This is a genomic window from Clostridium sp. CTA-6 (assembly GCF_054768115.1).
Genome location: NZ_BAAAAU010000006.1, coordinates 17,894 through 44,025, shown reverse-complemented (window position 1 = coordinate 44,025; position 26,132 = coordinate 17,894). Strand labels below are relative to the sequence as shown.

Sequence of the window (26,132 nt, the reverse complement as noted above, 5' to 3'; positions counted from 1 at the left end):
GCTACAAAGGTTGAAGGGGTGTTAGAGCTTTCAGAAAGATTTTTAACAACAGTAGCATTTTGATTAGTTTTATTACCAACATGAATTATTATGTTAGCTATATCTGCTTCAATGGCACTTGAATGAGTTCTAGTATCCCTTTCAAAATGCTATAATGTAAGTTAAAAGATAAAGTGAAATTTATTTTCAATATTAATATAACGTGGAAGGTGGAGACAATTATGAATCATAAAGATAGAATGTTAGCAGGGCTTCCATATAAAGCGTGCTTAGATGGATTACCAGAAGAACGAATGGAAAATAAAAAGAAAATCTATGAGTATAACCATTGCTTACCAGATGAATATGAAAAAATCCATAAATTAATAAGAGATATTCTTGGAAAAGCAGGTGCAGATGTACATATAGAGGCACCCTTTTATTGTGATTATGGAAAGAATATTCAGGTTGGAGATAACTTTTTTGCAAATTACAACTGTACAATTCTAGATGTGGGAAAAGTAATTATAGGTAATAATGTACAATTTGCTCCGAATGTTTCTTTGTATACAGCAGGTCATCCCATACATCCTGATTCACGAAATTCTGGATATGAATATGGAATTGGTATAACAATAGGAGATAATGTGTGGTTGGGAGGAAATGTTGTTGTAAATCCTGGAGTTCATATTGGAAATAACGTTGTTATTGGTTCGGGAAGTGTTGTTACAAAAGACATTCCAGACAATGTGATAGCAATAGGAAATCCATGCAAAGTTATTCGTGAAATTACAGAAGAAGATCGTAAGTATTATTATAAAAATTATGAATTTGATGTTGATGATTATAAAGGTTAGTTTATTTACAAATTAAAATTATTTATGCAATGGGGTGAGAAAATGATTTTAGCTATAGAATGTTTTATTGCATGTGTACTATTTACGCTTATGATTTTACCATCACTATATAAGGAAACAATCAAACATATTATGTGATATCCTTCTTAGAAATCATTTTTTATCATCCCTCACTTAATTCAATAAATTTTTCTGATTTATAACAAACATAATTTGAATCATGGCTTGTTTACATACTAATTATAACATTAACTTCAAAATATTGTATATAATTAGACGAATATTGATTCTCTTTTTATACATTTATGTTTTAATAAAAAATATTTGACAAATTGAATATAATCCTTATGTTAGGCTATCTTTAAATGATAATAAAGTCGTAAAAACTTTTGAATTTTACTTAGTAGTAGTATGGGGTATAATATTTCATCTGATAATTTTTCAAGCGATAATATATTGATTATAATTGCAATAACACTTTTTGTTTTTATTCTTCTTGTGATTATTGATTTGATATGGAAGAAAAAAGGTGTTATTACCTATCTGTTACTTTTACTTATAACTGCATCATTTATATTTGGCTAATATAAAATTTATTGTAGTTTTACTTATTATCATAGTTTTGTTTTTTTGTCAAAAAGTAATGAATCATCAATTGAATTAATAAATTTAGAAGATTTAACGGTGTTAAACTTCTTATGCCTTCTGTAAAATTATGAAAATGTATAGATGTTGTGGTATAATTTTTACGTTAATCAAATAATAATTGTAGAATATGATGCTACAAAATATAATAAACTTAAGGTGAAGTAAATGATTATTATAATAACTAGCGTAATCTCTTTTTTGTTAGGTTCAATACCAACAGGATATTTTATTACTAAGAAAACATGTGGAATTGATATAAGAACAAAAGGTAGTGGGAATATAGGTTCAACAAATGTAAAAAGAATTGTAGGAACTAAAATATCTATCATTACTCAAACAATAGATGTTTTAAAAGGTATCATTCCTGTAGTATTAGGAATATATTTATCAAAGATTATTAAATTACCTGTTTCAACTGACACTTATCTTTCTATTATTGCAATAGCAGCAATCTTAGGACATGATTATACACCTTTTCTTAAGTTTAAGGGAGGAAAGGGTGTAAATACAACACTTGGCGTATTTATTTTTATTGCACCTATTCCAACGTTAACAGGGCTTGCAGTTTATTTTATATTGGGTTTATTTACAAGTATAGTATCTATTAGGTCTATTGTAATAGGCATAACAATACCTGTTATGTGTATAATCACAAAACTACCTATTCAAATAATAATTTCTACTACAATAGCCGGTATTTTAATGGTATTTAGGCATAAAGATAATTTAGTAAGGATTATGCGAAAAGAAGAAAAATAACTTTAAATTTTAAAAACCTGTCTATTTTTAGGACAGGTTTTTAGTATTTAAAGGGAAGAGATAAAATAGTTTCTGTAATTATGTAAATATTGTATATTATTTTATATTTTTGAAGGATTATCCATAACTCTGTAGAAGAATATTTGTGTAGGAAATATATTATAAAAATATGGAGGGAGTATTGTGGATAAATTTCGTAATATGAAAAAATCCCATATAGCCTTATTAGCGGTAATGTATATAGTGTTAATGGGAAGTTTACCTAGATTTACAGGATGGGCAACTATTTTTTCAGCTATTGTAGTGGGAGGTTATTTTTTAAAGAACAAAAAAGACTTAAAAGAACTAACTAGGAAGAAGAAAAACTTTATATTTACAGGTATAATAATTTTAGCTATTATAGGAAGCCTTAATGTAGCCGTAGGAAATAATATTCAAAATGAAAAATTGATGGCAGAAAAAGCTAAACAAGAACAAGAAATTAAGCAAGAAGAACAAAAAAAGATAGAAGAAAAGAAGTTAGCTGAAGAACAAAAAAGGATACAAGAGGAAGAAGCTAAGAAAAAAGCCGCAGAAGAAAAAAGAAAACAAGAAGAGGAAGCTAAGAAAAAGGCTGCAGAAGAACAAAAAAAGCAAGAAGAATTAAAAAGAAAACAAGAAGAAGAAAATAAAGTAAAAGCTGAGAATGAACAAGCTCAGGCAGCATTTGCACAGTCAACAGGCAAAGGTAATTCAAATAGTCAGTCTAATGAAAGCCAAAATGCAGATGATAATCAAAATTATACAGTATATAAAACCAGAACTGGATCTAAATATCATAGTTCAGGGTGTAGATATTTAAAGAAAAGCTGTTATGAAACAACAGTATCACAAGCACGAAATGAAGGCTTAACTCCATGTAGTGTGTGTAACCCATAGTATATAATAATATATTAAAGATCAGTACTAATTGTATTTTCTAGGATATTGATAAGTGTATTTTATCAATATCCTTTTAAATTTATGTAATAAGTATTTACGCAAATTAATAAGATTTTATTTAAAGTAGAATTTCTTAGTAAATATGTAATTATTCTTTACGATGAATTATTTGATATAAATAAATTTCTATAATACACCACAAAACCTATAATAATATGGTAAAATAAAGATATATTTCAAATAACAAATGCATTTTGTTGCGCATGAATAATACTTACATAAAAAGGGTAATTAATAATAGTTATGTTATTATAAGATATATGGAGGTTTTGGTATGAATATATTAATATCCACTTGCAATATAGGTATTCCTGTACTAATGATTTTTATAGGAATTTTATATAAATGTAATTTATATAAAAAGATAGATAGAACATTAGATTTAATTGTACCTATAGCAACGTTTTTTACTGGTTTTTCAGAGAGAGATAGAGAACATTTGTATAAGAATACAAATAACTTGGCTTCGGTTAATAGAAAATGTAGTTTAATATGGAGTATTTCAGGAGTATGTACACTACTGCTTACTATAATATCGCTAATATTAAATAAATCTGATATTTATAATACAAGCGTTATTTTACTAGAACCTGAATTATTAATATTAGTTATTGTATTTATTACTGTAGAATATATCTTAAAAAGAAATTTTAATAAAAAAATTAGTGAACAATATTAAACTATTGTCATAAAAAAGGATACTAATGTAGGTATCCTTTTTTTATTTGCTTGATAACTTACCTAATAAAATAGCAGCATCATTTTTGGTTTAAATAATTATAGATACTCCATATTAAAAATTGCCACAATTATGTTGAAATATATTAATCTTGATGGTGAAACCCTTAGTTTATATAATTAAGACATAGAAGAGAAAAGGATTACAGTATATAAAACTAAGGAGTGATTTTTATGAAGTACAACGATTTAAAAATTAAGATATTTGCAGACGGAGCAGATTTAAATGGTATGTTAGATGCTTATAATAAAGGAATGGTTAAAGGATTTACAACAAATCCATCCCTTATGAAAAAAGCAGGAATTACTGATTACAAGGAATTTGCAAAGGAAGTATTGGGAAAAATAAAGGATATGCCTGTATCTTTTGAAGTTTTTTCAGATGATTTAGAAACTATGGAAAAGGAAGCAGAGGTTCTTGGAAATTTAGGAGAGAATGTTTATATAAAAATACCTGTTACAAACACAAAGGGTGAATCAACAGCACCACTTATAAAGAAACTTTCAGAAAAAGGATATCACCTTAATGTAACTGCTATATTTACAATAGATCAAGTAAAAGAAGTAGTAGAGGCATTAAAATCTGGAGTAGATAGTATAGTATCAGTATTTGCAGGAAGAATAGCAGATACAGGTGAAGATCCAGTTAAGATTATGAAAGAAGCAAGCAAAATTTGCAAAACTAAAGAAGGAGTAGAACTTTTATGGGCAAGTTGCAGAGAATTTTATAGCATAGTAGAAGCAGATAAATGTGGTTGTGAAATAATTACTGTAACAAATGACATACTTAAAAAAATGCCTAACATGGGAAAGGATCTAAAGGAATATTCTATTGAAACTGTAAGAGGATTTTACAAAGACGCATCTAGCCTTGGGTTTTCAATTTTATAATTGCAAGAAAGGCGGTAAAACTAATGCTTAAAAATTATATAAACGATCAGGTCGTAGAAGTAAACGTGGAAGTGAAAAACTGGGAAGAGGCAGTAAGATTAGGAGGAAAGCTATTAGAGGAAGATGGAGCCGTAGAACATAGCTATATTGATGCTATGGTAGATACGGTAAAAAACATGGGACCATACATTGTAATAGCACCTGGAATAGCAATGCCTCATGCAAGACCTGAAGCTGGAGCTAAAAATATAAGAATTGGACTTTTGAAGCTTAAAAATCCAGTTAATTTTGGCAACGAAGAACATGATCCTGTAGATATTGTTATATTCTTATGTGCTGTAGATAATAAGGCACACATTGAGGTCTTAGGGGAACTTGTTCAGCTTATAGAAGATGATGACTTTTTAAAGATTGTACGAAATGCATCAACAAAGAAAGAAATACTAGATTATATAAAATAAAATATATAAACAAATTGGAGGGATTAATATGAATATTTTAACTGTATGTGGAAATGGAATTGGAAGCAGTCTTATGCTTGCTATGAAGATAGAGGAAATATGTAAAGAAAACGGAATAGCTGCAAATGTAGAATCTACTGATTTTAACTCTGCTCAAGGTAAAAAGGCGGATTTAATAGTAACAGTAAAAGAACTAGCAGAACAATTTGAAGGAAGAGATGTAGCTGTGGTAAGAAGTTATATAAATAAGAAAAAAATCACAGAGGATGTACTTGAAATTATAAAACAAAAGGATGAAGAATTAAAAAAATAGGAGTTGATTAAAATGTTAGGATTACTTCAATTTTTAAGAGACGTTTTAAAACAACCGGCATTATTAATGGGTATTATGGCATTAGTAGGACTTGTAGCCTTAAAGAAACCTGGACATAAGGTTCTTACAGGAACTTTAAAACCAATATTAGGTTACTTGATGCTTGGTGCCGGTGCAGATTTTATAGTAGCAAACTTAGAGCCCCTAGGAGGAATGATCCAAACTGGCTTTAACATAACTGGAGTAGTACCAAATAATGAAGCAATCGTTGCTGTTGCCCAAAAGGTACTAGGGGTAGAAACCATGTCAATTTTAGTAGTTGGACTTTTGATAAATCTTGTTATAGCAAGGTTTACTAAATACAAATATGTATTTTTGACTGGTCATCATAGTTTCTTTATGGCATGTCTTTTATCAGCAGTTTTAGGAACTTCCGGTATGAAGGGAACTGAACTTATATTATTTGGTGGATTTTTACTTGGAGCATGGAGTGCAATATCACCAGCAATTGGACAAAAATACACATTAAAAGTTACTGATGGCGATGAAATTGCTATGGGTCACTTTGGAAGCTTAGCATACTATGTTTCAGCTTGGGTTGGTTCAAAAGTAGGCAAGCCTGAAGAAAGTACTGAAAATATTGAAATTCCTGAAAAGTGGGGATTCTTAAGAGATACAACTATTTCTACAGCAATTACAATGATGGTATTTTATATAGTAGCAGCTGTAGCCGCTGGTCCTGAATATGTATCTAAATTATCAGATGGAATGTCACCTATATTATTCGCTATAATGTCATCACTAAAATTCGCAGTTGGTGTTACTATTGTTTACAATGGCGTAAGAATGATTCTTGGAGATCTTATACCAGCATTCCAAGGTATTGCAACAAAAATTATACCAGACGCTATACCAGCAGTTGATTGTGCCGTATTTTTCCCTTATGCACCTACAGCAGTTATAATAGGTTTTGTAAGCTCATTCATAGGTGGAATTATAGGTATGGTTTTACTAGGAGTAGCTGGAGGAGTACTTATAATACCGGGACTTGTACCTCACTTCTTCTGTGGTTCTACAGCAGGTATATTTGGAAATGCAACAGGAGGAAAAAAGGGAGCTGTAATTGGAAGTTTTGTAAACGGACTTTTGATAACCTTTGCCCCAGCATTACTTCTTCCAGTACTTAGTACCCTTGGATTCAAAAACACAACCTTTGGTGATTTTGATTTCGGTGTACTTGGTATAATTATTGGAAAAACATCAAATCTAGCAGGAAAAACAGGAATAATAATTATTGCTATGTTGATGTTAGTAGCTCTTATAGTTCCAAACTTTATTAAGACTAAATCAAAAGCATTAAATAATATAGAAGAATAAATTAATAAAAAGGAGTTGTAAATATATAAAATGATTTCCATAAAGTCTTCATTTTAATATATTTGCACTTCTTTTTTATATAATAAGTTTATAATAAAATCTATAGTTATTATATAAAGAGTATTTTATTGTGGATTATTAGGCATTTTAAGTAATATAGTAAATAAATTTTATTTGGCAATTATATTTTTAATTTAAACACTAAAGGGGATGATGCATCGTGTTAAATAAAAGATGCTCAAATATCTTACAGATGATAGTAAATAACGAAAAGCCTATAACTATAAAGGAAATTTCTAAAAAAGTTAATAAAAGTCCTAGAACAGTAAGATATGATTTAGATAAAATAGATGATTATTTAGCTGAGATTGAATTTCCTAAACTTGAAAGAAAATCTAACTTAGGCATCAGCCTAGATTTAAAGGATGAAGAAATAAAAAAACTTTTTAAGATTATTGGCAAAATTAATAATTATGACTATGTTCTTTCTCAAAAAGAGAGAGTATTTTATATAATTTATGAGCTTTTAAATAAGAGTGAATTTGTAACTATAAATATGCTTTCAGATAGGATGATGGTAAGCCGCAGTACTATAATAAATGATTTAATAGAGGTTAAAAAATGGCTATCAGAAAATAAAATAACCCTTGAAAGTTCAAAGGGACAGGGCATAAAAATATTGGGAAGGGAAAGGGATCTTAGACGGGCTGCAGTAAAGCTCTTTTTTCAGAGCATGGATTCTATAAACTTTTTCAATGTAACCACCCTTAAGCTTTTTAATGATATAGATATAGACTTTATAAGAAATACTATTAAAATTGCAGAGGAGCAGATGGAAACTTCATTTTCAGATGATGCTTTTAATAATCTTGTTATTCATATAGCTATAGCCATTAAAAGAATAGAATTATCAAAGGATATAATAATGGATAGTGAAGAGCTTAAGAATCTAAGGAAAACTGCGGAATATGCTATTGCATCAGGTATAGCAAAGATGCTTGAGGATAGATTCAAAATATCTATACCAGAGGACGAAATAGGCTATATAACAATTCATATTTTAGGTAGCAATACTTCTACCCTTGAAAATATTGTAAAGGATGATTGGATTTATTTACATCTTATAGTATTTAAACTAATAGAAAATGTAGAAAATATAACAGGAATTAATTTTAGTAAGGATAATAAGCTTTTTGATAGTCTTGCTCAGCATATTCGTCCAGCTATATACAGGCTTAAACATGATATTAAAGTAAAAAATCCATTGATAGAAGAAATAAAAGAGAAATATTCCTATATCTTTGAAAGTATAGAGGAAGGTGTAAAGTTCATAGAAGAGGATATAGGTGATAGTGTAAATCAAGAGGAAATAGGATATCTTACACTACACTTTATGGCTTCCATAGAAAGAAGCAAAAATAAAAACCATAGAAAACCAAATGTACTTATAGTATGCGCCACAGGCATAGGTACATCAAAGTTTATTTCTAATAAATTAAAATCTATATTTGATATAAATATAATAGACACCATATCCAGCCATACTATGGAAAAGGTCCTTAAATATAATAAAAACATAGATTTAATTGTAACTACAATTCCATTAAAGGCTAAGGGGATAAAGTGTATAGAAGTAAATACATTTTTAACGGAAAAAAACATCAGTGAATTAGGTTTATACTTTGCAAAATTTATTAGAGATAACAGTGAAGAATGCAATAGTTCCTGTAAATATGAAGAAAGAGATAAGGTGCAAGAGATTTTAAATATTATAAAAGAAAATTGTACTATACATGATTATTATAAATTGAGAAATAAACTAGCACTATATTTGAATATAAAAGATCCTACCATTACTGAAGATCATAAACCTTCTTTAAAAGAACTACTAAAACCTGATTTTATTAAATTAAATGAAGAAGCTAAAGACTGGGAAGATGCAGTAAGAAAAAGTGGGGAGATATTAATGAATAATGGCTGTGTAAAGGAATCCTATATAGATGCTATGGTAAACACAGTAAAGAATATGGGCCCTTATATTGTTATAGCACATGGAATAGCTATGCCCCATGCAGCACCAGAGGATGGAGTTCTAAAAACTGGTATAAGTATGCTAACCTTAAAAAATCCAATTTCCTTTGGAAATACTGAACATGATCCAGTAAGTGTTATAATTTCAATATGTTCCATAGATAAAGTAAACCATATGAATGCATTAAAAGAGTTAATGAGCATTATGGATCAGGAAGACTTCCTTTCAAAGGTTAAAAATATAAAAACTTCCTCTGAAATAGGTTCCTTTTTATATAGTTGAATTAAATAATAAAAACAAAAGCTCTCATAATCTGGGAGCTTTTGTTTTGTAATAATTTATATGTTTAATTATTAAATTATTTTTTATATTTATAGATAATAAGCTCTAATTGACGTAGAAAATCTTTTGAAAAACCACATGTTTCTTTATTAGACATTTCATTTATATCAAGTCATAAGCAATTCATTATCCCCCTATTATTTATTACTTGCTAATTTATATATAAGTTTTAAATTATCTATTATATTCAGAGGATTATGTATATTTATGTTATATATTGTAATAAATACGGACAAATGGTATAATTGTGAAGAAATAATTTGTATGAGGTGATAAAATGATAATTTGGGGCTGGGGAAAAGTAACCAAAAAGATTATTGGAGCAGTTTTTGAACGTACATGTAACTATTGTAATACTGATGAAGTTTGGAATTTATGTGTTGTAAGAACATGGTTTACGTTATTTTTTATTCCTATAATACCCTATAAAAAACAATATTGTATTGCCTGTCCAAAATGCTGGAGCTATATAGAACTTACACAGGAGGAATTTGAAAAAATAGAAATTGATATAACCTCTAGTTCTAATAATATTAATGAAAAAGTTGTTACAGATAATATAAAATATGCTGGAAAGACAGAAACTCAAATTAATTATTTAAAACAGATGGAGGAATATGCTAATAAGTAAATTATTAAAATCTGTTGATTTATAATAAATATTTTAATTTGATAACTTTTATAAGTTTATAAAGCATAGGTCCAACTGGAAATTGCTATAGGAGATAAATTACTATAGTAATTTTTATTTTTTGTACAATACATAAATATTAAGATAAATTAATCAGTTTGATAGATTAGTTTATAAAGCAAAAGCTCTCACAATGTGAAAGCTTTTTTGTAAATATAGTTTTTTAAAGCCTTTTATTCAAATGATATGAAATATAGGGTATACTATAAGCAGTGAACCCAAATTTACAATTTGGTGTGAATCGCTTACTTCTACGAAAAGTAGAAGTTTCAACAAATAAGATTCTTGGGATAAAATTAAGTTAGGAGTGAGAGTAAATGAAGAGAATACCTTATGGGATTTCTAACTTTGAAGTTTTAAGAGAGGAGGATTATCTTTATGTAGATAAAACCTCTTACATAGAATTATTAGATAGATACGCTCCCTATAATTTTTTTATAAGGCCTAGAAGGTTTGGTAAAAGCCTTTTTATATCAATGCTTGAGAACTATTATGATATAAATAAGAAGGATAAATTTGAAGAATTATTTGGAGATTTATATATAGGTAAAAATCCTACAAAAAATAAAAATAGATTTCTTGTATGGAAAATAAGTTTTGCAGGAGTAGATGCAGGACATGGGGAAGAAGAATTAAGAAAGAGTTTTAATTTTAAAGTTTCATCAGCAGCAAGAGAATTTTTATATAAATATGGTAATTTATTAGGTGAAAACAAATTACCTATGGAAGATATGAGTGCAGAAATGGTTGTAGCTCATATAAGTATGCTTAGCAAAATCAACAATAAGCAAGTATTTGTTTTAATAGATGAATATGATAATTTTGCCAATGAGCTGATTACAGGAGGAAAACAAAGTACTTATAGTGGTATACTTCATGGTGAAGGTTTTGTTAAGGTATTTTATAAAGCCATAAAGGATGCAACAGCTGACAATTTTAATAGAATATTTATGACTGGAGTAAGTCCTATAATGCTAGATGATTTAACTAGTGGTTTTAATATTACTATGAATTATACATTAGATCAAAATCTTAATGCTATGATGGGTTTTACAAGAGGCGAGATTTCTTATATTATGGATGAAGTGGATATAGAAAATACAGAACTTAGAGAAAAGATATGTACTGATATGACCCAATATTATAATGGATATAAATTCAACAAAAATTGCAAATCAGTTTTTAATCCAGATATGTCTATGTATTTTCTTAATAAGTATTTAGCTTATAATGAATATCCAGAGGAAATGATAGATAATAATGTAAAAACTGATTACGGCAAAGTTAATCAGTTGGCTTATAATTTTAATGATAGAGAAGCTCTAGAGGAAATAATAACCACAGGGGAAACTTCTACTATGCTAGTAGATAGATTTAATATTCATACCATGTATAGTGTAAAAGAAAATTTTAAATCTTTATTATTCTATCTTGGAATGCTTACTATAAAAGAACAAGGTCCACTAGGTACAGTACTAAGAATACCTAACTACGTAATAAAAACAATATACTGGGAGCAATATTTCCAAAGTTTAAACAAAGACTATAATATTCAAATACAAAACATAAGAATAGCTGTTAATGAAATGAGAATGAATGGAAACATTCAGCCCTTAATAAATCTTGTAAGTAACATATTAGAGGATTTATCCAATAGAGATTTAATAAAAATGGATGAAAAAAATATAAAGATGATGCTTCTTACACTATTAGGAGTAGACAGTACTTATTTTATAAAAAGTGAAGATGAGAACAATAAAGGATATGTAGATATAATGCTTAAAAGAAAAATTCAGTTTAAAGATATAACTAAATTCCAGTGGATTATAGAACTAAAATATATAAAAGAAAGTGAAAGAGATACCTTAGAAAAAGTAAAAGAAGAAGGAATAAAACAGCTCCAAGGATATGCTGAAAGTAAAATGGTTCAAGAAGAACTTGGAGAGGATGATTTAAAGAAGGTATTAATTCTTGTGGTAGGAAAAAAACATATTTATACTGTAGATATATAAAAAAGGATAGTTTTAAAAGCTCTCACAATGTGGGAGCTTTTGCTTTGCAATAATTTATAGGTTTAATTATTAAGCTATTTTCTGACGTAAAAAATAGTTCTTTTAGTGGAGATAAAAACAATAAAGTTGAAGATAGATTTATAGTTAAGGATGAAAATTATAAAACTAGAGATAGTTTTATGCGTATAGATGAAATTTAAGATAATTTTATAGATATAAATAAAAATAGATTTGTAAATATAGATAAAAGTTATGAACTAAAAGATAATTATAAGGATATTACTAAGGACTATAAAGGGGCTCATAAGGGCCTTGTAAGTAAAGAAATAATAAGTAATAAATAATAAAGAAGAAGTAATAAGTAATAGTTGTTGTAGTAATAAAGAAAAAGAAAGCAATAAGAAAACTACAAAAATACTTGAGCATCAAAAAGCTTAAAAAATTACTGCACTTTATATCTCCTATCCATATATATAGATGAAAACACAATATGGTTTAGATAAGAAAGGAAAAAAATAAGAAATATAGACTAAGTTACTTAAATATAATTATGTAAAGTAAAAATAAAAGTAAATCTAAAAACTTTTAAAAATAAAATAAAAAATTTGAAATTCTACCCCAAAAAATAACTATAATAGAAAGTTAGTATTTTCTTTAAAAATTGAATTGATTTGTATTAACATAACAAAAATGTAACATTAATGAAACATAGTTCAATTGATACAACAAATGAAATTATATAAAATGAATTACATAAGAGGTAAAAAATTCAGTTAAAATAAAGAAAAAGGGGAATTAGAAATGCAAAATATATTAAGTGTAGAAAAAATTGAAAAGTATTATGGTAATAAGGATAATGTAACAAAGGCTATAGATAATATTAGTTTTAAGGTAGATGAAGGAGAATTTGTTGGTATAATGGGACCTTCAGGAAGTGGTAAAACTACATTGCTTAACTGCATATCAACTATTGATAATGTTACTACAGGTAAAATAATGATAAATAACAATGATATTACCAGACTAAAATCAAAATCATTAGATAAGTTTAGACAAAATGAATTGGGATTTATATTTCAGGACTTTAATTTATTAGATACCCTTACAGCTTATGAGAATATTGCTTTAGCCTTAACAATACAAGGTGAGAAAACTTCAAAAATAGATGAAAAAGTAAAATCAGTAGCAAAATATTTAGAAATTGAAAAGGTGTTAAACAAGTATCCTTATCAAATGTCAGGTGGACAAAAACAAAGAGTTGCTTCAGCAAGAGCAATAGTAACTAATCCATCTTTAATTCTAGCCGATGAACCAACAGGAGCTCTAGATTCTAAATCAGCTAGATTATTACTTGAAAGATTTGAAAAGCTAAATAAAGAATTAAAGGCTACTATATTAATGGTAACTCATGATGCTTTTGCAGCTAGCTATGCTCATAGAATTCTTTTTATTAAGGATGGGAAAATCTTTAATGAATTAGTAAGAGGTAATGATACAAGAAAAGAATTTTTTAATAAAATTATAGAAGTTACGTCTCTTCTTGGAGGTGACGACAATAATGTATTCTAAGATGGCTCTTAAAAATATAAAGAAAAGTTATAAGGATTATACTATATATTTCTTAACACTAATACTAGCTGTTTGTATATTTTATAGCTTTAACTCTATAGATTCACAAAAGGCACTTACTGATATAAAATCTTCAGGTGGAAGTTATGTATCTAAATTAATGGATTTTATGTCTGCTGTATCAGTATTTGTATCAATAATATTAGGAAGTTTGATATTATATGCAAATAATTTTTTAATAAAGAAACGTAAAAAAGAATTGGGAATATATATGATTTTAGGTATGGGAAAAAGAAAAATATCTAAAATCTTAGTAACAGAGACCTCTATAGTAGGAGTTATATCCTTAATTGCAGGTCTTATAATAGGAATGGGAGTATCACAGGGGTTATCTGTTTTTACATTAAAATTATTTGAGGTTTCTATAAATGAATATAGATTTGCTGTTTCAACAAGGGCTATAGGTAAAACTATATTATACTTTGGAATAATGTTTTTACTTGTTATGATATTTAATGCATTTGTTATTTCTAAATACAAGATAATTGATTTGCTAACATCAGGTAGAAAAAATGAAAATATAAAATTTAAAAATACATTTATATATTTATTATCATTTGTTTTATGTGTAGTATTACTTGGATTTGCATATAAATCTATACTAAAAACAGGGTTAAATTTAAGAGAGCCTATGTTTAAACCATCCATAGCCTTTGTAATAGTAGGTACGGTGTTATTTTTCTTTAGTTTAGCTGGAGTTATATTGTATGTAGTAAATAAAAACAAAAAGATATATTTTAAAGGGCTAAATATGTTTGTGGTAAAACAAATAAATAGTAAGGTTAATACAAACTTTTTATCTATGTCTTTAATTTGTTTAATGTTATTTATCACAATACTTATATTATCTACAGGAATAAGTCTTAAAAATGGCTTTGAAGAAGGGGTTAAAATAGGAGCACCTTTTGATGCTAGTATAATAATATCAAATAATAGTAAAAAAGACAGTTTAGAAGATGTATTAAATAAGATCAATTTTAAAAGAAGTAAAAATGAAAAATATGCAACTTGCAATGAATATATTTCAGGGATAAAGCTAGATAGCTTGTTATCAATTACAGATAAATATTATAAGGATGCTGAGGTAGCTTTTGTTAAAATATCTGATTATAATAAAATGTTGAAACTAAAGGGGAAAAAAGAAATAAATTTAAATAAAAATGAGATTTTAGTTATGTCTAACAAAAATGACTTGGTAAAGCAAGTTAATGAGAAGTTAAAAAGTAGTAAAAAATTTGATATTAAAGGAAAAGAGTATTTAGTGAAAAATGATAAAATAATAGATGAAAATCTTGCAACTTATCTTTTTGCAGATAATATTTTCACAATAGTTATAAGTGATGAATTTTTATATGATTACAATAAAATTGCTTATTCTATACTCAATGTAATGTATTCAGATAAAAATAGAGAAGAAAATAATAAAAAATATAAGGAAATAAATAAGAACTTTTTAGATGGTAAGTACAAAAGTTTAAATATTTCATATATGGGTGCTTTTTCAAAGGATGATATTTATTCTGGCAGTAAGGGTAGAACAACAACAATATTATTTGTTGGAATATATTTAGGACTAGTATTTTTAATAACTAGCATGGCAGTACTCGCTCTTCAACAGTTATCAGAAGCCAGTGATAGTATAGAAAGATATAAAGCTTTAAAGAGAATTGGTGCAAACTCAAAAATGATAGATAAAACAATCTTCCTTCAAACCCTAATATATTTTGCCCTCCCAATGATTCTTGCATTAATTCATTCAATGATTGGAATTAATGTAGTTAGTGACTATATAAGTGTATTTACCAAAATTGACATTAGCTTTTCAGCTTTAATAACGGCTTTAATATTCATTGTAGTTTATGCAGGATATTTTTATACAACATATATAGGATATAAAAATATAGTGGAAAGTAATATTTAATCCTATGATAATTATTAGGGCTATTAAATTTTGCTATCCAAAGTTTAATAGTTTTATATTAAATTTCGTATCCACCATTAAACCCTGGGCTAATTAATTAGTCTAGGGTTTTCATGTTGCATGGAAATAATTAATTTTATATCAATATAACAAAAGTGTAATGTTAATGAAATATAGTTTCATTGATGCAATAAATGGAATTGTATAAAATAAGTTACAGGAGATGAAGTTGAAAAATTCTACTTCTTGGAGGTGATGATAATTATGTATTCTAAGATAGCTCTTAAAAATATAAAAAAGAGTTATAAGGATTATACTATATATTTTTTAACACTAATATTAGCTGTTTGTATATTTTATAGCTTTAATTCAATAGAATCACAAAAGGTACTTATTGAAATAAAATTTATGTCTGAAATAATGAAGGGCATTTCAGGTGTTTCAGTGTTAGTATCCATAATATTAGGTGGATTAATAGTGTATGCAAATAATTTTTTAATAAAAAGACGTAAAAAAGAGTTAGGAATTTATATGATTTTAGGTATGGGAAAAAGAAAGATATCTAGAATTTTAGTAACGGAGACCTTTATAGTGGGAGTTATATCTTTAGTTGGTGGACTTATATTAGGAATTGGAGTATCACAAGGGTTATCTACATTTACTTTAAAGTTATTTGATGTGGGAATGGATGAATATAAGTTTATAGTTTCAACAAGTGCTATAGGTAAGACTATATTATACTTTGGAACAATGTTTTTGCTTGTTATGATATTTAATGTATTTGTTATTTCTAAATATAAAGTTATTGATCTATTAATAGCCAACATAAAAAATGAAGACATAAAATTAAAAAATTCATTTATATATTTATTAACATTTGTTTTATGTTTAATATTTCTTGGATTTTCATATAAATCCTTGCTAGAGATACGTTTTGATTTAGAACGTAATATGTCTATACCAATAGCTCTTGCCATAGTAGGTACAGTATTATTTTTCTTTAGCTTAGCTGGAGTTATATTATATGTAACGAATAAAAACAAAAAGATATATTTTAAAGGGCTAAATATGTTTGTAGTAAAACAAATGAACAGTAAAGTTAATACAAACTTTATATCAATGTCTTTAATATGTTTAATGCTATTTATTACAATAGTGGTATTATCTACAGGAATAAATTTTAAAAAAGTTAAAGAAGAAGAACGTAGAAAAATCACTCCCTTTGACGCCAGTGTAACGCTATACAATAAAGATGAAAACAAAAATGAAAAGAATCATATAGAAGATATGTTAAATAAAATTGATTTCCAAAAGAGTAAAAATGAAAAATATGCAATTTACAATGATTATTATACAGAATTAAAGGCAAGTGAATTATTAAAGATTAAGGAAAGAAATTTTACACGTTATGATGTATATTTTAGTAAAATATCTGATTATAATAAAATTTTAAAATTAAAGGGTGAAAAAGAAATAACTTTAAATAAGAGTGAAGTTTTAATTTTATCAAGTTCAGGTGGTGCCATTAATCTAATTAATGAAAAATTAAAAAGTAATAGAAGAATTAATATAAGAGAAATAGAATATTTGGTTAAAAATGGTAAGGTTATAGAAGAAAATCTTAAAACATCTTCCATTGCGGATAACTTTTGCACAGTAGTTATGAATGATGAATTTGTGTCTGATTATAAAATTAGCTCCTCAATACTTAATGTAATGTATTTAGATAAAAATAGAGAAGAGAATAATAAAAAATATAATAAAATTAATGATAATTATATTAAAGATGAGTATAAGAATTTAGATATTTCTATAGATGCCATTACCAAGGATGGGGTGTACTCTAAAAGTAATGGAATAACAAGTATGATGCTATTTATTGCAATATATTTAGGAATAGTATTTTTAATAACTAGTATGGCAGTATTAGCTCTTCAGCAATTATCAGAGGCTAGTGATAGCATAGAAAGATATAAAGCTTTAAAGAGAATTGGCGCAAACAAAAAAATGATAGACAAAACAATTTTCATTCAAACCTTGATGTATTTTAGTCTTCCAGTGATTCTTGCGTTAATTCATTCAATGGTTGTAATTAAGATAATTAATGATCTTACCAGCATGATTATTAATACAGCCAATTTTAGGTATTCAATTTTAATAACTATTCTAATATTTGTTATAGTTTACTTGGGATATTTCTATATAACCTATGCAGGATATAAAAATATAGTAAAAAGCAAAATTTAATAGCCTTATATTTTATGTTGAGTAAGTCATAGGAGAGTCAGGAAAAGTAAAGCAAATATTATATGAATTTCACTAGGAGGACAGATAGCTTTAAGATTTGCAAATTGATACCCTAGAATGGTAGAAAAATTAGTATAGTGAGAAATAATAACAAAAAGTGAGAAACTTCATATAAATGGAGGTTTTCACTTTTTACCAATTTAAAATAGAAAATTTTAATATATTATTTCCCCACTTTAATTATATCATATATAAAAAAGTAATTATAGACTAGTAATTTCAGGTGTATTTGATAAAATATCAATATTAATTTTAAAATGTTAATGCCTATTATAAGGAGGAGATATTTTGTCAATAAATAAATCTGAATGGCTAGTAGAAATGAAATGGTTAGAAAATGTACTTAGGGAGGTAAAAAGACAATTAGAAGAAAAGAGAAATTTCAAAGATAATTTTAAAAAAGACGCTATTGAGACTCAAAGAGAATTATGGAAAAATGTTGGAGCTGTTTCAGTGGAAAATGGTTTACAGCATGTTGTAGATTTCATGCAATTTATTAATACTATGAAAATTCAAAAGAGAAGCCATGAGTTTGAAAGAAAACTAGTTGATAAATACGAGAATATGATTTCATCTCCTTACTTTGCAAGAATGGATTTTAAGGAAGATGGAATAGAAAATGTTGAAAAGTGCTATATTGGAATTTCTAACTTAGTTAATGAAGATTTTGATTTTATTATATATGATTGGAGGGCTCCAATTTCTAGTATGTTTTATGATTATGAAATTGGAAATGCTTATTATAAATGTCCTGATGGAATTATAAATGGGAAAATATCAATGAAAAGGCAATATAAAATTAGTAATGGTAAAATTGATTATATGTTTGACAGTAATATAAAAATAGATGATGAAGTGTTACAAGATATATTAAGTAAAAGTAGTGATAATAAAATGAAGGCTATTGTAACTACGATTCAAAGAGAGCAGAATAAGGCAATTCGTAATGAAAAATATAAAAATTTAATTGTCCAAGGGCCAGCAGGAAGTGGGAAAACTTCTGTTGCTCTGCATAGGATTGCCTATTTATTATATAAGCATCGTGATATTATAACAGCTAAAAATATCGTGATATTTTCTCCGAATAATATTTTTAATGATTATATTTCTAACGTTTTACCTCAGCTTGGAGAGGATAATATGTTGCAAACTACATTTAAAGAATATATGCATAAAGTTTTGGAGGATATAGATAGTAAGGAAGATTATTGTGAAATGATGGAGAATATTTTTGGAGATAAGAGTGAGAGGTCTTATGATACTAGGATTAAAAGTTTAAAATTTAAGTCTTCTGTGGATTTTGCTAAATTATTAAAAGTATATATAGAACACTTAAAAAAAATGAGTAGGGATTTTGGAGATATTACTTTAGGAGGGGAAACTATAATTTCAGCATTAGAAATACAGGAATTATTTTATAAGGACTACGAGAGTCTTCCTCTTAAGAGAAGATTAGAAAAACTAAGACGAAGACTTTTATATCTTATAGAACCTTATAAAAAAAGATTAGTTGATAAAACAGTGAAAGAAATGGAAGAGTCTAATGAAGAGTTAGATGAGAATGAAATAGTTAAAGTAAGCAAATCCTTAGTAAATAGAGAAATTAAAGCTATAATTAATAAGGTAGAAGAAAAAACTAAATTTGATTTGATGGATTGTTATAAGAGCTTTTATGAAAATTTAGAGGGCTTATTAAAAATGGCAAATATTAAATATGATAATGAAAGTATTAGAGAAATAAAAAGATATACCTTAGAAAATTTAAGGGCTAAAAAGATAAATTATGAAGATCAAATAGCTTTATTGTTTATAAAAGGAGCTGTAGGTGATATTCCAAAAACAGAAGAAGTAAAGTATGTAATTATTGATGAAGCTCAAGATTATGCACCATTGCAGTATGAAATTTTCAATCAATTATTTAACAAAGCAAATAAAACAATCCTTGGTGATATATCTCAATCTATTAATCCTTATATGAATGTTGGGAGTTATAATAATGTTGTAAATATACTTAAATCTGAGGATACTTCTACAATAAATTTAACTAAAAGTTATAGGTCAACAATGGAAATAACTAAATTTTCGCGGAAAATATTAAATAAGGAAATTAATGATGAATACGTGAAAAGGAGTGGAGATTGGCCAAGTTTGACTGGGTTTTTAGATGAAAAAGATATAAATAAAAGAATAGTTGAAGAGGTAAAAGTTTATAAGGGCGATGGCCATAATTCAATAGGGATAATAACAAAAAATGTTGATGAAGCACAGAGGGTTTACAATTGTTTGAGGGAGAGGATTAACGTTAAAATGATTGTAAGTGAGGATGATGACTATGTTAATGATATTTTAGTTATTCCTGCATATCTTGCTAAAGGTTTGGAATTTGATGTGGTTATTATATATAATGCCAGTGATTTAAGATATAAGGATGAAGAAGATAGATTGTTACTTTATACAGCTTGTACAAGAGCTCTTCATGTTTTGGATATATTTTATTTAGGAAATGTATCACCATTATTAAAGTGATATGTGCTTATTTTAAATTTTTATTATTGAAGTTATAATTAAACAAAATTATTTGATAAATATTAATTTTAAATAATGGTAATCAATTTCTTTACCAATGAACAAAAAGAATATCTATTTGCTATAATGGTTTAAACAAATGAACGAAAGGTAGGAAATTTCAAAGAAAACTCATCTTTCTAGACCAGCTGTTTCTCATCATCTGCAAATATTAAAAAGAGCAGAAATTGTAAATGTCCGCAAAGAAGGAACAAAAAATTATTATTATCTTGATTCAAATGAATCTCAATGGAAAAACATAAGAGAGCTAATAAACCTTATATTTGTAGGAATACAGCATATTAGTGAAGATGATAAAAGAAAAGAGGAATAGGCTTAATTATATTGTATATAAAAAAATCTAACCTCATTTAATTATGGTGAGAGATCGTATCATAAATAAATGAGGTTTTTCATAAAGTTAGATGAAGGTATGGTGATAGGGTAAACAGCCCTTTCACTGTAGACTTCATTTAAAGGAGTTATTAACGCTTAATATTTGCATTTCTTGCAGGACTACATAAATCTTATCTTGCAAGGGGGTAGGAGCATTTTAATTTATCTTATTTTGCCATAAATAATTTAGAACTTTTGCAAGTCATTAGTCCTGACATAATACAAACACCTTCTGCACCTACATTGATAGTTTTTTCAGCATTTGCTGGTGAAATGCCACCAATAGCATAAACAGGAATATGTACAGAACTACAGACTGATGACAAAAAGCTTAAACCTCGTGGAGGAAGGTCTTTTTTACAATCAGTAGAAAATATATGTCCTGCTGTAATATAAGTTGCTCCTAAATTCATAGCTTCTATTGCTTCACTTACTGAGTGAATAGATACTCCAATTTCATCAAAATCTTTATAGATATTAGGATTAGATTTTAAAACATGTAATGGTAGATAAATCTTTTTACAATTAAGTTCTTTGGCTACTTTATAATAAGTATGCAATATGCACTGGGTATTATTTTTTTTACATACTTTTAATACCTTAGCTGCTAGCTTCTTATAGTCATTTTCAGATAAGTCTTTTTCTCTAAGTACTATACTTACAGATTCAATGACTGTGTTTTTTTCATTCAATGTACATATATCTTGTATCTGTTCTAGAAACTCATTATTGCAAAGATGACGATTGGTAATTGCTAATAACTTATACATATATATAATCACTCATAACTACTTGAAGTCCATGATTAGCAATTGCATTAGCTATTTCAGATACTGTACGTGCATCAGAAATTTCAAATTGTTCATCACCCTTAGTATCTTCTTCATCACTATGACCGCCTATTCCAACTGAAACTCCAGCTGAAATTTTAGTTGCAGAAAGTCCAATTACATTATCACGAAATCGAGCACATTCACGAGTTGATATAGTGATATTTGCAAAAGGCAAAAATATTCTATATGCAGTAATTATCTGTAAAAGTTGCTTTTCATGTACATCTTTTGGATTAATTTTATCATTATTTATTATTGGACGTAATCTTGGACAGGAAATAGCAATTTCAGCATGTGGATACTTACGTTGAAGAAGGTGTGCATGAAGCCCTGTTGCAAATGCATCCTTACGAAAATCATCTAATCCAAGTAATGCAGCAAATCCAACACCTCTCATTCCACCTTTTAATGCTCTTTCCTGTGCGTTAAAGCGATAAGGAAAAATACGCTTGTGTCCAGCTAAATGTAGTGTTTCATATTTATCAGAATTATAAGTTTCTTGGAATACAGTAACAAAATCCGCACCACATTCATATAAATAGGCATATTCATCAGAGTTCATTGGGTATACTTCAAGTCCAACTACCTTAAAATATTTTCTAGCTATTTTGCAGGCTTCACCAATATAAGAAACATTAGACATACTACGGCTTTCACCGGTAAGAAGTAATATTTCTTGCAGTCCAGTTTTAGAAATACTCTGCATTTCCTTTTCTATTTCTTTTGCATTAAGTTTAGCGCGCTTAATTTTGTTATGACAGTTAAAGCCACAATAAATACAATAGTTTTCACAATAGTTAGCAATATAAAGGGGAGTAAACATATAAACTGAATTACCAAAATGTTTATGTGTTTCTAATTTAGCACGCTTAGCCATTTCTTCAAGAAAGGGAAGGGCTGCTGGAGATAATAAAGCTGCAAAATCCTCAATATCTAATACATCCTTCTTAAGAGCCCTAAGCACATCATGGCTTGTATATTTTTCATAATTATATGCTTTCATTTTTGATATAACTTGATCCATAATATTAGATTCAATTACCTCCATACCCGGCATATATTTCATATGATCAATAGATTGTTCCATTTAAATCTCCTCCTTAATCTTCAAGAAATCCAGTTAATGGTGATGAAGCTGAAGCACCATTATCAAGTACGCGACCAAGACCTGAAAGATAGGCTGTCCTTCCTGCTTCTATTGCATTTTTAAAGGCTTTTGCCATAGCTGAAACATTACCTGCTGTAGCAATTGCAGTATTAGCCATAATAGCATCAACACCCATTTCCATAGCTTCACAAGCCTGAGATGGTCGTCCAATTCCTGCATCCACAATAATTGGAATCTCAATTTCATCAACTAAAATTTTAATAAAATCACCTGTACTTAATCCTTTGTTTGATCCAATAGGTGAAGCAAGAGGCATAATAGCTGAAGCTCCTGCATTTACCATATCTCTTGCAACATTTAGATCCGGATACATATAAGGCATTACTACAAATCCTTCTTTTGCAAGAATTTCAGTAGCTTTTATTGTTTCATAATTATCTGGTAAAAGATATTTTGAATCACGAATAACCTCAATTTTAATAAAATCCCCACATCCAATTTCACGAGCTAAACGTGCAATACGAACGGCTTCTTCAGCATTGCGAGCTCCTGATGTGTTTGGAAGTAATGTAACATTTTTAGGTATGTAATCTAAAATATTAGCACTACCACCTAAATTAGCACGACGTAATGCTAAAGTAATAATTTCTGCACCAGCATTTTCAATAGCTGCCTTTATTAAATCAAGTGAATACTTTCCAGATCCTAATATAAATCGTGAATTAAACTCATGTCCACCTATAATAAGTTTGTCAGTATTATTTTTCATATCATTTCCCATTTTCCCCACTCCTTTATTTTGTTACTGTTACATTTATATAATTAAGCTATATCTCATCTAATGTTTAGTAAAGTTTAAAATAGTAGTATAGCTTTAGACATTGTGATTATTAGTGTATAAGTCCAATTTAGCTTTACTTTATACTTCTTTTATTCCTAGTATTAATCTTAAAACCATATTTGATTGATGTCCTGCGCAAATAGATACACGTGGAGCCATTAGACCTCGTCCTACCATAGCCCCCGTTGCTCTATCACCACATAAATAAAAATTATCTGTTACTTTTTTTGTGACTATTGTGTTACTACTTTCATATCCTGCCATTCCTGAAGCGGATACAATTTTCTTTAGTGGATAATATTCAAGAAGAGTGTTTACAAGCATAGCTTTTGCTGTTGGATTATCAAAAGCCTCGCAAATAATATCTTCATTTTTAAATAATGATTGAATATTTTTTTCAGTAACTTTTACAGTATCAATAGTGACTTTAATAAATGGATTTATTTCTTCAATTTCATTTTTTAATGCCTCTGTTTTATATAATCCAAGATGCTTAATTTTATATTGCTGACGATTTAAGTTGCTGGGCTCTACTATATCAAAATCAATTAAATGTAAATGGCCTACTCCCGTTCTTGCTAAATTCATTGCTATATTAGAACCAAGACCGCCAAGACCAGCAATTGCTACTTTAGAAGCTTTAACTTTTTCAAACACATGAGGAGTATGTCTTGCACACATTAAGCTTTCAAACTCATCTTGTGGCGGCATTTTGCCTTTTTCAATAAAATTTACTTCATCATTTTCGCTAATATCATAATCATCAAAAGTTTGAAAACCATTAAAAATAGTTATTATATTTTCGCTATCACCATAATGCTTTTTACGCAAATCATGAAGAGTAGAACAATTAGTTGTTATTTGTTTACCATTAATCTTTATATTCAAATTAGCCACCTCCTACGAAGCTTACAACTTCAATAACATCACCATCTGTTAATATTTTTTCTTTATATTGAGTTTTAGGGACAATATAACCATTGCATTCAACTGCAACAAAGGAAATTTTATAACCTTCGCGTACTAGATAATCATATAAGCATAAATTGTCTGCATTGCTTATTGAATTGCCATTTACGTATACCATAATTCACCCCCAAATAAATTTATATGCACCAAAAAAGGCCACACGAAGACCTACACCCATGGTGGTGTACCCCTTCGTGTGACCTCAGTCATCACTCTGCAATTATTGTACCAATATAATAATATACTGTCAATATAGTTTTCGGAGGCTTAAGAGTTATTTATATTAATATAACAAAAATGTAATGTTAATGAAATATAGTTTCATTGATACAATAAATGGAATTGTATAAAATAAGTTACAGGAGATAAGGTTAAAGAAATCTGATTATTAATAAAATCAATATTGGGTCTTCAATTTTAATAACTGTTTTAATATTTGTTATAGTTTATTTGGGATATTTCTATATAACCTATGCAGGATATAAAAATATAGTAAAAAGGAATATCTAATTTTGTTATATGTAAAATATGAAGATATTAAATAAGGCATATGAAAGGATGATAAAACTATGAAAATTTCAGTTGAAAATTTAAATATGATATATAAAGTTGGTAAAAAAGCTGGTAAAAAAGCATTAAATGATGTTTCATTGCAAATAGAAAGTCCAAGTCTTATTGGCCTTTTAGGACCTAATGGAGCAGGAAAGTCAACACTTATGAAACTACTTGTAGCAGAGTTGATACCAACTAGCGGAAAAATTCTTATAGATGGTGTGCCCTTACTTAAAAATGAAAGAAAGCTAAAAGCAAGTCTAGGATATCTACCACAATCTTTTGGACTTTATGATGAACTTACCGTCTGGCAGTTTTTAGATTATATGGCAGCACTAAAAGGAATTAAAAATAGTAAGAAGGTTATTAAAGAGGTTATTGAGAAGACAAATCTAACAGAAAAACGTAAAGCACGTATTTCCACTTTATCTGGCGGTCAAAGGCAGCGTGTAGGCATTGCCCAAGCTCTTATGGGTAATCCAGAATTATTAATTTTTGATGAGCCAACCGTTGGACTTGATCCTGAGGAACGTATTAATTTCCGTAATTTGTTTTCTAAGACTGCACAGGATAAGATTGTCTTATTATCTACCCATATAATTGAAGATGTACAATCAGTATGTGATAAACTGATTGTTATTAATCATGGGCAAATTTTATTTACAGGTACACCAGAGGAATTGATTGTCTTGGCACACAATCATGTTGGAGTCTTTGAAGAAAAAACAGAACAAAGAGTAAACCAAGAATATAAGATAACGTCAAGGGTTAACACAGCACGTGGTATTGCCTGCCGTATTGTAGCGGAAACACTTCCAGACTTTGCAGAAGCTGTGGAGCCTACTCTTGAGGATGCCTATATGTATCTTATTATGGAAAAAGAGGTGAAATAGTCATGAATTTCTTTTCCTATTTAAGGGTGGAATTAAA

At 28.0% G+C, this 26,132-nt stretch carries 22 protein-coding genes; 17 read left to right on the top strand and 5 right to left on the bottom strand.

The annotated features are described in order from the left end of the window. The first annotated feature begins 221 nt into the window (after window positions 1-221). The 16 genes from ACYUDJ_RS10550 (at window position 222) to ACYUDJ_RS10475 (ending at window position 20,837) form a co-directional block, all read left to right on the top strand. Entirely contained in the window at window positions 222-836 is a 615-nt protein-coding gene (locus ACYUDJ_RS10550) for a sugar O-acetyltransferase (protein ID WP_460289630.1), read from the top strand. Window positions 837-1,649: 813 nt separating this feature from the next. Next, window positions 1,650-2,243: a glycerol-3-phosphate 1-O-acyltransferase PlsY gene (plsY, locus tag ACYUDJ_RS10545; RefSeq protein WP_043032051.1), complete on the top strand. Its 594-nt coding sequence runs from the start codon at window positions 1,650-1,652 to the stop codon at window positions 2,241-2,243. 183 nt (window positions 2,244-2,426) lie between these two features. Then, on the top strand, window positions 2,427-3,161 hold the full coding sequence (locus ACYUDJ_RS10540; protein WP_265203484.1) for a transpeptidase-transglycosylase: 735 nt from the start codon (window positions 2,427-2,429) through the stop codon (window positions 3,159-3,161). 337 nt (window positions 3,162-3,498) lie between these two features. After that, window positions 3,499-3,903: a hypothetical protein gene (locus ACYUDJ_RS10535; protein ID WP_265203485.1), complete on the top strand. Its 405-nt coding sequence runs from the start codon at window positions 3,499-3,501 to the stop codon at window positions 3,901-3,903. A 233-nt stretch (window positions 3,904-4,136) separates the two neighbouring features. Continuing rightward, complete coding sequence (locus tag ACYUDJ_RS10530; protein ID WP_265203486.1) at window positions 4,137-4,853, top strand: transaldolase; 717 nt, start codon at window positions 4,137-4,139, stop codon at window positions 4,851-4,853. Window positions 4,854-4,876: 23 nt separating this feature from the next. Next, entirely contained in the window at window positions 4,877-5,314 is a 438-nt protein-coding gene (locus tag ACYUDJ_RS10525) for a PTS sugar transporter subunit IIA (RefSeq protein WP_003485280.1), read from the top strand. Window positions 5,315-5,342: 28 nt separating this feature from the next. Beyond that, entirely contained in the window at window positions 5,343-5,627 is a 285-nt protein-coding gene (locus ACYUDJ_RS10520) for a PTS sugar transporter subunit IIB (protein ID WP_003361919.1), read from the top strand. Between the two features lie 12 nt (window positions 5,628-5,639). After that, window positions 5,640-7,004, top strand: coding sequence for a PTS ascorbate transporter subunit IIC (locus ACYUDJ_RS10515; protein WP_003358211.1), 1,365 nt, complete (start codon window positions 5,640-5,642; stop codon window positions 7,002-7,004). Between the two features lie 220 nt (window positions 7,005-7,224). After that, a complete protein-coding gene (locus ACYUDJ_RS10510) occupies window positions 7,225-9,318 on the top strand; it encodes a BglG family transcription antiterminator (protein WP_265203487.1) in 2,094 nt (697 codons plus the stop codon). Between the two features lie 337 nt (window positions 9,319-9,655). Further along, the gene (locus tag ACYUDJ_RS10505; RefSeq protein WP_460289629.1) at window positions 9,656-10,009 is read left to right on the top strand and encodes a zinc-ribbon domain-containing protein; all 354 of its coding nucleotides are present in this window, start codon (window positions 9,656-9,658) and stop codon (window positions 10,007-10,009) included. A 377-nt stretch (window positions 10,010-10,386) separates the two neighbouring features. Further along, window positions 10,387-12,081, top strand: a complete 1,695-nt coding sequence (locus ACYUDJ_RS10500; RefSeq protein ID WP_265203488.1) for an ATP-binding protein — start codon at window positions 10,387-10,389, stop codon at window positions 12,079-12,081. Window positions 12,082-12,882: 801 nt separating this feature from the next. Beyond that, on the top strand, window positions 12,883-13,650 hold the full coding sequence (locus tag ACYUDJ_RS10495; RefSeq protein WP_003485303.1) for an ABC transporter ATP-binding protein: 768 nt from the start codon (window positions 12,883-12,885) through the stop codon (window positions 13,648-13,650). After that, window positions 13,640-15,631 (top strand): FtsX-like permease family protein, encoded by a 1,992-nt coding sequence (locus tag ACYUDJ_RS10490; protein WP_045518200.1) that lies wholly within the window; start codon window positions 13,640-13,642, stop codon window positions 15,629-15,631. Before ACYUDJ_RS10495 ends, ACYUDJ_RS10490 begins: the two co-directional genes overlap by 11 nt. 264 nt (window positions 15,632-15,895) lie before the next feature. Beyond that, the gene (locus tag ACYUDJ_RS10485) at window positions 15,896-17,878 is read left to right on the top strand and encodes an FtsX-like permease family protein (protein WP_460289628.1); all 1,983 of its coding nucleotides are present in this window, start codon (window positions 15,896-15,898) and stop codon (window positions 17,876-17,878) included. A 348-nt stretch (window positions 17,879-18,226) separates the two neighbouring features. Further along, complete coding sequence (locus ACYUDJ_RS10480) at window positions 18,227-20,464, top strand: HelD family protein (RefSeq protein WP_460289627.1); 2,238 nt, start codon at window positions 18,227-18,229, stop codon at window positions 20,462-20,464. A gap of 157 nt (window positions 20,465-20,621) precedes the next feature. Then, window positions 20,622-20,837, top strand: a complete 216-nt coding sequence (locus ACYUDJ_RS10475) for an ArsR family transcriptional regulator (protein WP_080974746.1) — start codon at window positions 20,622-20,624, stop codon at window positions 20,835-20,837. Between the two features lie 229 nt (window positions 20,838-21,066). Here ACYUDJ_RS10475 and ACYUDJ_RS10470 read toward each other — a convergent pair whose 3' ends face one another. The 5 genes from ACYUDJ_RS10470 to thiS all read right to left on the bottom strand — a co-directional run bounded on the left by ACYUDJ_RS10470 (window position 21,067) and on the right by thiS (window position 24,768). Continuing rightward, a complete protein-coding gene (locus ACYUDJ_RS10470; RefSeq protein WP_460289626.1) occupies window positions 21,067-21,669 on the bottom strand; it encodes a thiamine phosphate synthase in 603 nt (200 codons plus the stop codon). Then, on the bottom strand, window positions 21,662-22,819 hold the full coding sequence (thiH, locus tag ACYUDJ_RS10465; RefSeq protein WP_460289625.1) for a 2-iminoacetate synthase ThiH: 1,158 nt from the start codon (window positions 22,817-22,819) through the stop codon (window positions 21,662-21,664). Before thiH ends, ACYUDJ_RS10470 begins: the two co-directional genes overlap by 8 nt. Window positions 22,820-22,832: 13 nt before the next feature. Next, window positions 22,833-23,609 (bottom strand): thiazole synthase, encoded by a 777-nt coding sequence (locus tag ACYUDJ_RS10460; protein ID WP_043032426.1) that lies wholly within the window; start codon window positions 23,607-23,609, stop codon window positions 22,833-22,835. A 150-nt stretch (window positions 23,610-23,759) separates the two neighbouring features. After that, entirely contained in the window at window positions 23,760-24,569 is an 810-nt protein-coding gene (gene thiF / locus ACYUDJ_RS10455) for a sulfur carrier protein ThiS adenylyltransferase ThiF (protein ID WP_459566277.1), read from the bottom strand. Window position 24,570: 1 nt separating this feature from the next. Continuing rightward, complete coding sequence (gene thiS, locus ACYUDJ_RS10450) at window positions 24,571-24,768, bottom strand: sulfur carrier protein ThiS (protein ID WP_045518196.1); 198 nt, start codon at window positions 24,766-24,768, stop codon at window positions 24,571-24,573. A 451-nt stretch (window positions 24,769-25,219) separates the two neighbouring features. On the opposite strand from thiS, the gene ACYUDJ_RS10445 reads away from it, so the two are divergent. After that, entirely contained in the window at window positions 25,220-26,095 is an 876-nt protein-coding gene (locus tag ACYUDJ_RS10445) for an ABC transporter ATP-binding protein (RefSeq protein ID WP_265203495.1), read from the top strand. The last annotated feature ends 37 nt before the right edge of the window (window positions 26,096-26,132 follow it).